General features: G+C 58.0%; 7 protein-coding genes. All 7 read left to right on the top strand.

Features of this window, described 5'->3' with window-relative positions; genetic code table 11:
* The first annotated feature begins 56 nt into the window (after nucleotides 1-56).
* The 7 genes from tgt to rpoC all read left to right on the top strand — a co-directional run bounded on the left by tgt (nucleotide 57) and on the right by rpoC (nucleotide 12186).
* Nucleotides 57-1226 (top strand): tRNA guanosine(34) transglycosylase Tgt, encoded by a 1170-nt coding sequence (tgt, locus tag GCWU000341_RS08660; RefSeq protein WP_040654070.1) that lies wholly within the window; start codon nucleotides 57-59, stop codon nucleotides 1224-1226.
* Between the two features lie 153 nt (nucleotides 1227-1379).
* A complete protein-coding gene (gene yajC / locus GCWU000341_RS08655; protein ID WP_009215554.1) occupies nucleotides 1380-1649 on the top strand; it encodes a preprotein translocase subunit YajC in 270 nt (89 codons plus the stop codon).
* A 76-nt stretch (nucleotides 1650-1725) separates the two neighbouring features.
* Nucleotides 1726-2808: a D-alanine--D-alanine ligase family protein gene (locus GCWU000341_RS08650; RefSeq protein ID WP_009215553.1), complete on the top strand. Its 1083-nt coding sequence runs from the start codon at nucleotides 1726-1728 to the stop codon at nucleotides 2806-2808.
* Nucleotides 2809-3098: 290 nt separating this feature from the next.
* Nucleotides 3099-3512, top strand: a complete 414-nt coding sequence (locus tag GCWU000341_RS08645) for a DUF1934 domain-containing protein (protein ID WP_196794830.1) — start codon at nucleotides 3099-3101, stop codon at nucleotides 3510-3512.
* An 89-nt stretch (nucleotides 3513-3601) separates the two neighbouring features.
* Nucleotides 3602-4087 carry a hypothetical protein gene (locus tag GCWU000341_RS08640; protein ID WP_009215551.1) on the top strand — a complete coding sequence of 162 codons (486 nt, stop codon included), beginning with the start codon at nucleotides 3602-3604 and terminating at the stop codon, nucleotides 4085-4087.
* A gap of 416 nt (nucleotides 4088-4503) precedes the next feature.
* A complete protein-coding gene (gene rpoB, locus GCWU000341_RS08635) occupies nucleotides 4504-8487 on the top strand; it encodes a DNA-directed RNA polymerase subunit beta (RefSeq protein ID WP_081443181.1) in 3984 nt (1327 codons plus the stop codon).
* Between the two features lie 15 nt (nucleotides 8488-8502).
* Entirely contained in the window at nucleotides 8503-12186 is a 3684-nt protein-coding gene (gene rpoC, locus GCWU000341_RS08630) for a DNA-directed RNA polymerase subunit beta' (protein WP_009215547.1), read from the top strand.
* Nucleotides 12187-12323 lie beyond the last annotated feature (137 nt).

Below are 12323 nucleotides of genomic sequence, written 5' to 3'. Positions count from 1 at the left end.
CGGCCTGGGGAGAGAGACCCTCCCTCTTTTTGCGAAAGAGGAGAGGAGAAAAGAGCTTGCGGTATGAGATCGTAGCGGAGGAGGGGAGAGCTAAGTCTGCCCATATGGAGACGGTGCACGGTGTGATCGAGACGCCGGTTTTCATGAATGTGGGGACCGCGGCGGCGATCAAGGGGGGCCTGTCCTCGGATGATCTGGAGGAGATCGGGACGCAGGTGGAGCTCTCCAATACCTATCACCTCCATGTCCGGACGGGGGAGAAGCTGATCCGGGAGCTGGGGGGCCTCCATCGTTTTATGAATTGGAAGAGGCCGATCCTCACGGATTCCGGGGGCTTCCAGGTCTTCAGTCTTTCCGGGACGGGGCGAAAGATCACGGAAGAAGGGGTGTATTTTCGCTCCCATATCGACGGGAGGAGGATCTTCATGGGGCCGGAGGAGTCCATCCGGATCCAGTCCATGCTCGGCTCCACCATCGCGATGGCCTTCGACGAGTGTCCTCCCGCCCTCTCGGAGAGGGACTATATCGAGCCCTCCGTCGAAAGAACGACCCGCTGGCTTCTCCGCTGCATGGAGGAGCTTAAGAGGCTTCGCTCCCTTCCGGATACCTTGAATAAGGAGCAGCTTCTCTTTGGGATCAATCAGGGAGGGATACTCGGGGACATCCGGATCAGGCATGCGGAGGAGATCAGCGCCCTGGATCTGGACGGCTATGCGGTCGGGGGGCTCGCAGTGGGGGAGAGCCATGAGGAGATGTACCGCATCCTGGACCTCGTGCTTCCGCATCTTCCGAGAGAGAAGCCGAGCTATCTGATGGGCGTGGGAACTCCGGAAAACATACTGGAAACGGTGGAGCGCGGCATCGACTTTTTCGACTGTGTCTATCCCACGAGAAATGGGCGTCACGGAAATGTCTATACCCATCAGGGGAAAAGGAATCTCCTGAATCTCCGCTATGAGAAGGACCATAGGCCGATCGAGGAGGGCTGCCTTTGCCCGGTCTGTGCGGGGAGGAGGAGAGAGGACGGGAGCAGAAGCGGGGGCTATTCCCGGGCCTATATCCGTCATCTTCTGAAGGCAAAGGAGCTGCTCGGACTCCGGCTCTGCGTCCTCCATAATCTTTACTTTTATAATCGGCTCATGGAGGAGATCCGGGAGAGCATCCGGAGCGGGAGCTTCCGGGACTTCAAGGAGAAGACGCTGCGGAGTCTCTCGGAGGGAGATTGAGAGGAGCGGGAGGTCGGAGACAGGCGCCTTAAATCGCTGTGCTTCCGGGAACTTGCCGCTGGAAATCAATCCTCGACTGTGCTATCATTAAGGCCTTGATCGAACTGCGGAGCAGCCGCAGCGCTGCTTAGAGGAGGAAATATCATGGGATCTATGGGTAATGTCGGCTGGCTCTTATATATTGTCGTGATCTGCGGGATGTTTTATTTCATCGGCATCCGTCCCTCGCAGAAGGAGAGGAAGAAGCAGCAGGAGATGCTGTCCTCCGTCGCGGTGGGGGATACCGTGCTCACAAGCTCCGGCTTCTACGGAGTCATCATCGATATGACGGACGACACGGTGATCGTGGAGTTCGGGGGCAATAAAAACTGCCGCATTCCGATGCAGAAGACCGCGATCGTACAGATCGAAAAACCGGCATAGGGAGAGGACAGGAATTTATGCGGATCGGATCGTCTCGGTCCGCCTTTTTTGAGGGAAGATATCTGAGGGAAGATCAATGAGAGAGAAAGAGACTTTACTGGTAATCTTCGGCGGCAGGTCCACAGAGCACGAGGTCTCCTGCCGCTCGGTGCAGAATATCGCGAGGGATGTCGACAGGGAGCGCTACGAGCTCGTGCTTCTCGGCATCACAAAGGAGGGGGAATGGCGGCTCGCCGAGGATCTCTCCTCGATCGAAGACGGAAGCTGGAGGGAGGGGAAGCGGGCGATGCTTCTCCCGGATGCCTCTCTTCGCTCTCTCTTGATTTTTGAGAAGGACGGGAGCAGCCGTCTCCAAAGGATTGATGTGATCTTCCCGGCCCTGCACGGAAAATACGGAGAGGACGGCAGTATTCAGGGGCTCTTTGAGCTCTCCGGCATCCCCTATGTCGGCTCCGGTGTCCTCGCCTCCGCAGTCTCCATGGACAAGCTCTTCACGAAGGTGATCGCCGCGCAGCCCCTCAAGAAGCTCGGACTCCGCCAGGCCCGCTGCCTTCCCGTCGATGCGGCGGAGCTCGGGAGGATGGAGGAGATTCTAAACAGGGTCGAAAAGTCCTTTCAGTACCCGGTCTTTGTGAAGCCGGCCAATGCGGGCTCCTCCTGCGGGGTGAGCCGCGTGGAGAAGCGGGAGGAGCTGCCGGATGCCCTGCGGGCCGCCGCGAAGGTGGACAGAAAGCTTCTCGTAGAGGAGACGGTCTATGGGAGGGAGCTGGAGTGCGCGCTCCTCCGCGGCCCTGATATGAAGATCCACGCGAGCGGCCTGGGGGAGATCCGCGCGGCGGCAAGCTTCTATGACTATGACGCAAAGTACAATAATCCGGATTCCGTGACGGATGTGAACCCCGAGCTTGATGCAGAGAATGCGGAGCTCATCCGAAGCGCGGCAAAGGCGATTTTTGCCGCGGTGGACGGCTATGGCCTCGCCAGAGTGGACTTCTTCCTCACGGAGGACGGACCGGTCTTTAATGAGATCAATACACTGCCGGGCTTTACCGCGATTTCGATGTATCCCATGCTCTGGGAGGCAAAGGGCATAGGGAAGAGAGAACTGATCCAGCGCCTGATTGACAGCGCCTGTCAAAGGCCGGGAAGCTCGCTCTGACTTCTCCCTGCTTTTTTGAAAACGCGAAGGAGCGGGGATGGGATTTGCACTTTTTTTGAGAGCGGAAGACGGGGGAGAGGGAGAAAAAGTCGGGAAAGAGATGATTTAAGAATTCCATAACTTTTTTTTCGATTATATTTCACACACTTTACGGGCGACTGTGCTAGGATAGGGACATAATAAATGTATGAATGATTTTCCTTTCTCCTTTTTCACAAGGCCCTGCTTCCTTCGGGAAGCAGGGTTTTGTGATTTCGGCGGGAAATCAGGCAGGGGAGACGGGGTACGGCATGAAGGTCAGGATCCTGATGGAGACCAGGCAGACTGTGGATGGGGAGACGGAGCTGATTCGGCATGAGGCCAGGGCTGTGATGCGCCTGGGAGAGGAGGATGCGGTCCTCACCTATCTTCTGGACGGCATCCATCATGAGATGCTCATCGACTTTCGGACTCCCTCCGTATCCGTGACCAGAAACTGGCAGGAGGGACAGAGCCTGTTCTACGAGAGCGGAAGGAAGCATACGGTGCGCTATGAGACTCCGGCCGGCTCTATGGACTTAAGCTTTGAGACGAAGAGTATCCTTTTGGAAAGAGGGAATTTCACGGGAGGGGATGCGAGACTTTCACTCAGCTACCGCATTTCCCAATACGGAGAGGCGATCTGCGACTGTGAACTCAGCATTGCAATTTCACCCTTGGAATAGTAGAATGATTCAGACGCCAAGGGGATTTACAGCTGCTGCGCTGCCGGTGCTTCCGGCAGGAATATTTATCTGGAAAGTTGAGGCTCTCTATGCTTGCGATACATGCCGGGACGGTGCTGACCGCGCTCTTTTCGATTCTCTTTGTCCTTTTGCTTATTCTGGTCGCACTTTATTTTCTCGGAAGAAGGATGCAGAAGAAGCAGGAGGAGCAGCAGCCCCTCATCGAAGCGAACACGATGGATGTCTCCATCCTTGTCATTGATAAAAAAAAGATGCGGATTGCGGATGCCGTCCGGGCGGGACTCCCGGAGCAGGTCAGAGCGCAGACGCCGTTTTATCTTAAGCTCTCGAGGCTCCCGATCGTAAAGGCGAAGGTGGGACCGAGAGTCATGACCTTTATCGCGGAGCCGAAGGTCTTTGAGCTTCTCCCTTTGAAAAAGGAGGTCAAGGTCGCGGCCTCCGGGCTCTATATCCGCTCCATCAAATCCGTCCGGGGGGGTGCCGTTTCGGAGCCGCCCGCGAAGAAGGGTTTTCTCTCGGGACTCCGCGATCGCATCGCCTCCGGGAGGAAGTAAAGGCCCATCGGAGGGACTTATCCTTATCGGTATTTTCGCGCTCAAAAGCCTTTCCCCTGTGCAGTCTGAAGGCGCAGAGGAAAGGCTTTTTGGCGGCTTGGACGGCCTTATGGGTCAAGGCCGCTCCGTGCGGAAAAGAGCAGGGGAATTCTTGACATCCCATTTTCAGGATGTTAAAATGAAAGTTGCGATTTTGGCTTCATGGAGGTGCAGGGGATAAGTGTGCCCTTTTTTGGCTTGTCTCAGGCAGACGTCCCTGATTGTCAGAAAATTCAGAACCTGATTCGCGAAAAAACGATAAGAAAGCATGCTGCTTTTCTCGATTATACCGCTCAGGACGGTATATGACAAGCTTTTTTGTGAATTTCAACGAGAAGGTGGGGAAACCCGTCCGAAACAGCAGGGGTGAACGGTCAATGAAAAAAAGCAAAATGCGCCCGGTGAGAACCGGAAAAAACGTCAGAATGACTTTCTCTCAGAGCAAGGAAGTTCTGGAGATGCCGAATCTCATCGAAATTCAGAAGGACTCCTATCGATGGTTTCTGAAGGAAGGGCTGAGGGAGGCGTTCGACGACATCTCCCCGATCCAGGATTTCGCGGGTCACATGAGCCTCGAATTCGTGAATTTCAAGCTCTGCGAGGAGGAGAAGAAGTACACGATCGAGGAGTGCAAGGAGCGGGACGCCACCTATGCCGCGCCGCTCAAGGTCAAGGTTCGCCTCATCAATAAGGACAAGGACGAGATCAACGAGCATGAGATTTTCATGGGAGATCTCCCTCTCATGACAGAGACCGGATCCTTCGTCATCAACGGCGCGGAGCGGGTCATCGTCTCCCAGCTCGTGCGCTCCCCGGGAATTTACTACAGCATTGACCGTGACAAGCTCGGAAAGGAGCTTTACTCCTGCACCGTTATCCCAAACCGGGGCGCCTGGATCGAGTACGAGACGGACTCGAACGATGTTTTTTTTGTCCGTGTGGACAGGACGAGAAAGGTCCCGGTGACGGTCTTTATCCGCGCCCTGGGCATCGGCTCGAACGCGGAGATCATCGAGCTCTTCGGGGAGGAGCCGAAGCTGCTCGCCTCCTTTGAGAAGGATCCCTCTGACAATTATCAGGACGGCCTTCTGGAGCTCTATAAGAAGATCCGTCCGGGAGAGCCCCTCTCCGTGGATTCCGCGGAATCCCTGCTCCGCTCCATGTTCTTCGACCCGAGGCGCTATGATCTTGCGAAGGTCGGAAGATATAAGTTCAATAAGAAGCTTCATTTCAAAAACCGGATCCGCGGTCTGAGCCTCGCGGAGGACGTGGCGGATCCCGCAACCGGAGAGCTCCTTGCAGAGGCCGGGACCGTGCTGAGCCGGGAGAAGGCGGAGGAGATTCAGAACGCCGGTGTTCCCTATGTCTGGATTGACGGGCCGAGCCGGAAGGAGAAGGTCCTTTCCTCTTTGCAGGTGGACGCCTCCTCTTATTTTCCGGAGGACTTCGATCTCGCATCCCTCGGAATTCGCGAGCTTGTCTACTATCCGGCACTTCGCGCGCTTCTCGATGAAATGGAGGGGGCTTCCGAGGCGGAGCTCCGGGAGGCCGTGAAGAAGCATATCCATGAGCTGGTTCCGAAGCATATCACAAGGGAGGATATCTTTGCCTCCATCAATTACTGCATGAATCTGGAGGAGGAGATCGGAAATCCCGACGATATCGATCATCTCGGAAACAGAAGGATCCGCGCGGTGGGGGAGCTTTTGCAGAACCAGTACAGGATCGGTCTTTCCCGCATGGAGAGAGTGGTCAGGGAGCGCATGTCCACGCAGGACATCGAGGAGATCACGCCGCAGTCCCTCATCAACATAAAGCCCGTGACAGCGTCGGTGAAGGAGTTCTTCGGCTCCTCTCAGCTCTCCCAGTTCATGGATCAGAACAATCCGCTCTCGGAGCTCACGCACAAGAGAAGGCTCTCCGCCCTCGGACCCGGCGGGCTTTCCAGAGATCGGGCGGGCTTTGAGGTGCGGGATGTCCACTACACGCACTACGGCAGGATGTGTCCGATCGAGACGCCGGAGGGCCCGAACATCGGACTTATCAATTCTCTTGCGAGCTATGCCAGGATCAATGAATACGGCTTCATCGAGTCCCCCTACCGCGTGGTGGATAAGTCCGATCCGAAGGACCCGGTCGTGACGGACCGGGTGGTATATCTTGCGGCGGACGAGGAGGACAATTACCGCGTCGCGCAGGCGAACGAGCCCATCGACTCCGAGGGGCATTTCGTAAACGACAGCGTCTCCGGGAGATACCGGGAGCTGACCTCGGCCTTTCCGAAGGCGTCGATCGACATGATGGATGTCTCCCCGAAGATGGTCTTCTCCGTGGCGACCTCCATGATCCCCTTTTTGCAAAATGACGACGCAAACCGCGCCCTGATGGGCTCGAACATGCAAAGGCAGGCCGTGCCGCTTTTGGTGACGGAGCCTGCGGTGGTGGACACCGGAATGTCCGCGAAGGCCGCGGTGGATTCCGGAGCCTGTGTGGTGGCGGAGAACTCCGGCGAGGTTCTGGTCTCCGCCTCGAACCGCATCGTCATAAAGAGGGACAAGGACGGGGTGCTGGACGAGTATAAGCTGATGAAGTTCGTCCGCAGTAACCCCTCGAACTGCTACAATCAAAAGCCGATCGTCTCCCCCCATGAGCATGTGGAAAAGGGGGATATCATCGCGGACGGCCCCTCCACGAGCGCGGGGGAGATCGCCCTTGGGAAGAATCCCCTCATCGGCTTTATGACCTGGGAGGGATATAATTACGAGGACGCGGTTCTCCTCTCCGAGAGACTGGTTCAGCAGGATGTCTATACCTCGGTCCATATCGAGGAGTACGAGTGCGAGGCGAGGGATACGAAGCTCGGCCCGGAGGAGATCACCTCGGATGTCCCCGGAGTGGGGGAGGAGGCCCTGAAGAACCTGGATGAGCGCGGCATCATCCGGATCGGTGCGGAGGTCCGGGCAGGGGACATCCTGGTCGGAAAGGTCACGCCGAAGGGGGAGACGGAGCTCACGGCGGAGGAGAGACTGCTCCGCGCGATCTTCGGAGAGAAGGCGAGAGAGGTCAGGGATACCTCCCTGAAGGTGCCGCACGGTGCCTATGGGACCGTCATCAATACGATGGTCTTCACGAGGGAGAACTCCGATGAGCTCGCCCCCGGTGTCTCCGAGTCCGTCCGCATCTATATCGCGCAGAAGAGGAAGATCGGAGTCGGGGATAAGATGGCCGGCCGCCACGGAAATAAGGGCGTCGTATCCCGCGTGCTTCCGGTGGAGGATATGCCCTATCTCCCGAACGGCCGCTCGCTGGACATCGTCCTGAACCCCCTCGGCGTGCCGTCCCGAATGAATATCGGACAGGTTCTGGAGCTCCATCTCTCTCTCGCGGCGAAGGCGCTGGGGCTCGATGTCTCCACGCCTATCTTCGACGGGGCGGATGAGAATGATATCCAGCAGACTTTGATCCTCGCCAATGACTATGTGAATGAGTCCTGGGAGGACTTCTCGAAGAAGCATAAGGAGGAGCTGGACCCGGCGGTATATGACTACCTCGGAAAGCACCTTGAGCACAGGGAGGAGTGGAAGGGCGTCACGATCAGCGTCGACGGAAAGGTCCAGCTCCGGGACGGCCGCACCGGGGAGATGTTCGACGGGCCGACTGCGATCGGCTTCATGCACTATCTGAAGCTCCACCACCTGGTGGATGATAAGATCCATGCGCGTTCCACGGGACCGTACTCCCTCGTCACGCAGCAGCCCCTCGGCGGTAAGGCACAGTTCGGAGGACAGCGCTTCGGGGAGATGGAGGTCTGGGCGCTCGAGGCCTACGGCGCGGCCTATACGCTTCAGGAGATCCTGACCATGAAGTCCGACGATGTCGCGGGCCGTGTGAAGACCTATGAGGCGATCATCAAGGGACAGAATATACCGGCCCCCGGCGTCCCGGAATCCTTCAAGGTCCTGTTAAAGGAGATGCAGGCGCTCTGCCTCGACATGAGAGTGCTGGACGAGAAGAAGAATGAGGTGGAGATCACCGAGGATCTCTACGACGCGAACCAGGATATGCATCGTCTGCTCTCCGGCGGGGAGAACCGCTTCGGGAGAAAGGAGGAGAACTTCGCCTCCTATGGCTATACGAAGCAGGAGTTCAGGGACGGCGAGCTTGTGGACGAGGAGCCGGAGGATAAGCTGGAGGCGGAGCTCGAGACGGAGCTTGAGGAGGATCTCTCCGAGGATTCCGACTTTGCGGCAAGTCTCGGCGAGGCGGAGGACGCAGAGCCCGCGGAGACGGAGCCGGTGCTTTCACTGGACGAGGAGGAAGCCGAAGAGGGGGAGGACCCGGAAGACGGCGAAGAGCAGTAATCACAGGAGGAATAAATGGCACAGCTTGAGAATGTAAATGAGCCGATTCAGTTTGATTCGATCAAGATAGGCCTCGCCTCTCCGGAAAAGATCCTGGAGTGGTCTCACGGCGAAGTGAAGAAGCCGGAGACCATCAACTACAGGACCTTAAAGCCCGAAAAGGACGGTCTCTTCTGTGAGCGCATTTTCGGACCGGTCAAGGACTGGGAGTGCCACTGCGGCAAGTACAAAAAGATCCGCTATAAGGGCGTGATCTGCGACCGCTGCGGCGTCGAGGTGACGAAGTCCTCCGTCCGCCGGGAGAGAATGGGCCATATTGCGCTCGCGGCTCCGGTCTCTCATATCTGGTATTTTAAGGGCATCCCCTCCCGGATGGGACTGATCCTGGACATCAGCCCCAGGGTTTTGGAGAGAGTGCTCTACTTCGCCTCCTATATCGTGTTAGATGCGATGGATACGGGGCTCGAGTATAAGGAGGTCCTCTCCGAGAAGGAGTACCGGGACGCACTGGAGCAGTACGGGAGCGGAACCTTCCGCGCCGGCATGGGGGCGGAGGCCGTTCTGGAGCTTCTCCGCGCCATCGATCTCGAGAAGGAGTATACAGACCTTCGCTCGGAGCTCGACAAGTCCTCCGGGCAGAAGAGAGCCCGCATCGTGAAGCGCCTCGAGGTCGTGGAGGCCTTCCGATCCTCCGGAAACCGGCCGGAGTGGATGATTCTCACGAATCTCCCGGTGATTCCGCCGGATCTCCGCCCGATGGTGCAGCTGGACGGCGGCCGCTTTGCGACCTCGGATCTGAATGACCTCTACCGGAGGATCATCAACCGGAACAATCGTCTTGCGCGTCTTCTGGAGCTCGGAGCGCCCGAGATCATCGTGAGAAATGAGAAGAGAATGCTGCAGGAGGCGGTGGACGCTCTGATCGACAACGGCCGCCGGGGCCGCCCGGTCACAGGCCCCGGAAACCGGGCCCTGAAGTCTCTCTCCGATATGCTCAAGGGAAAGCAGGGGCGCTTCCGTCAGAACCTGCTCGGAAAGCGGGTGGACTACTCCGGCCGTTCTGTAATCGTCGTCGGACCGGAGTTAAAGATCTATCAGTGCGGCGTGCCGAAGGAGATGGCGATCGAGCTCTTCAAGCCCTTCGTCATGAAGGAGCTCGTCAAGTCCCAGAAGGCGCACAATATCAAGAATGCGAAGAAGATGGTGGAGAGACTGGACCCGATGGTCTGGGATATCCTGGAGGGCGTGATCAAGGAGCACCCCGTCATGTTAAACCGCGCCCCTACGCTCCATCGTCTGGGCATACAGGCCTTTGAGCCGATCCTGGTAGAGGGAAAGGCGATCAAGCTCCATCCGCTGGTCTGTGCGGCCTTCAACGCGGATTTCGACGGAGACCAGATGGCGATCCATCTCCCCCTCACCCAGGAGGCACAGGCGGAGTGCCGCTTTATGCTGCTCTCCCCGAACAATCTCTTAAAGCCCTCGGACGGCGGTGTGGTCGCTGTCCCCTCCCAGGATATGGTGCTGGGGGTCTATTATCTGACGCAGGAGAGAGAGGGGGACAAGGGAGAGGGGAAGTTCTTTAAATCCATCAATGAGGCGATCCTCGCCTATGAGAATAAGTATGTCACCCTGCACGCGAAGATCCACTGCCGGGTGGACCGGATCGAAAGACGGGAGGACGGCACGGAGAAGCGCTGCGAGGGAGTGATCGACACCACGGTGGGACGACTTCTCTTCAATGAGATCATCCCGCAGGACCTCGGCTTCGTCGACCGCTCGGTTCCGGGGAATGAGCTTTTGCCGGAGATCAACTTCCTTGTGAAGAAGAAGAATCTGAAGCAGATCCTGGAGAAGGTCATGGATGTGCACGGGGCGACGCAGACCGCGCTCACGCTCGATGAGATCAAGGCGATCGGCTATCGCTTCTCCACGAGAGCCGCGATGACGGTTTCCATCCACGATATGACGGTCCCGGCTTCGAAGAAGGAGCTTCTGGAAAACGCGCAGAGCACGGTGAACCGGATCATGAAGAACTTCCGCCGGGGACTGGTCACGGAGGAGGAGCGCTACAAGGAGGTCATCGACACCTGGAAGACGACGGATGAGCAGCTCACGAAGGACCTCCTGGAGGGACTCGATAATTACAATAATATCTTCATGATGGCGGACTCCGGAGCGAGAGGCTCCGATAAGCAGATCAAGCAGCTCGCCGGCATGCGTGGCCTCATGGCGGATACGACCGGAAAGACGATCGAGCTCCCCATCAAGTCAAACTTCCGGGAGGGCCTCGACGTGCTCGAGTATTTCATCTCCGCCCACGGAGCGAGGAAGGGACTCTCCGACACGGCGCTCCGCACCGCGGACTCCGGCTATCTCACGAGGCGTCTTGTCGATGTCACCCAGGATCTCATCATCCGGGATCTGGACTGCGCGGCGGGGAGAGACACGATCCCCTCCATGGAGATCACGGCCCTCTCCAACGGACAGGAGAAGATAGAGTCTTTGGAGGAGAGAATCACCGGGAGATTCGTCGCGGAGGATGTGACGGATCCGGAGACCGGGGAGATCGTCATCCGGGCGGATCACATGGTGACGCCGAAGAGAGCGCCGAAGATCATCGCCGCTCTCAATAAATCGAGCCGCGATTCCATCCGCATCCGGACGGTTCTGACCTGCCGCTCCCGCGCCGGGGTATGCGCGAAGTGCTACGGAGCAAACCTTGCGACTGGGCAGCCGGTGGAGGTCGGAGAGGCCGTCGGCACGATCGCCGCGCAGTCCATCGGGGAGCCGGGAACCCAGCTCACGATGAGAACCTTCCACACCGGAGGCGTGGCGGGAGGAGATATCACCCAGGGTCTTCCCAGAGTCGAGGAGCTCTTTGAGGCCAGGAAGCCGAAGGGACTCGCGATTCTGACGGAGATCCCCGGCATGGCGGAGATCAAGGAGGGAAAGAAGCGGGAGGTCATCGTCACGGATGATGAGAGCGGGCAGTCGAAGACCTACCTGATTCCCTATGGCTCCAGGATCAGTCCGAAGGTCAACGAGGGAAAGAGGCTTGAGGCCGGGGACACCCTGACCGAGGGCTCCATCAATCCCCACGATCTCCTTCGGATCAAGGGAGTCAAGGCGGTGCAGGATTACATGATCTCCGAGGTCCAGAGGGTCTACCGCCTTCAGGGCGTCGAGATCAACGATAAGCATATCGAGATGATCGTCCATCAGATGATGAAGAAGGAGAGGATCAGCGAGGCAAACGACTCCGGCTTCATCCCCGGCACAGCGGTGGACCGCCTCGACTTCGAGGACGAAAACGAGCGCCTCATAAGGGAAGGGAAAAAACCCGCGGAGGGGAAGCGCACGATGCTGGGAATCACCAAGGCTTCTCTCGCGACGGACTCCTTCATGTCGGCGGCCTCCTTCCAGGAGACCACGAAGGTCCTGACGGAGGCGGCGATCAATGGAAAGGTCGATCACCTCGTGGGACTGAAGGAAAATGTCATCATCGGAAAGCTCATTCCCGCGGGAACCGGCATGAGACGCTATCGGAGCGTACAGCTCTCCACGGATCCGGAGGACCTGGAGGCCAATGCCGACAGTATCTTCACGGAGGACGAAGCCTTCGATGTGAATGCGGCGGCCGTCGAGACGGCGGCGGAGGAAGAGCTGCTCAACCGGGAAATTCACAACGAACTCTGATCTCTCTCAGAGTGCGTGAGCCTGCCCGCCGGGCACCGGGGCGAGAGCGGATTTTCCGCTTTCGGCCCGGTGGCTCTGAGAGCGCGGCTCAGGAAGGAAAGCGGCGCTCTCCGCCTTGACAAAGCGGAAAATCTTTA

The organism is Oribacterium sp. oral taxon 078 str. F0262 (assembly GCF_000160135.1).
Taxonomy (GTDB): Bacteria; Bacillota; Clostridia; order Lachnospirales; family Lachnospiraceae; genus Oribacterium.
The sequence above is the reverse complement of the archived record's forward strand: the minus strand, read 5'-3'. Positions and strand labels throughout refer to the sequence as shown.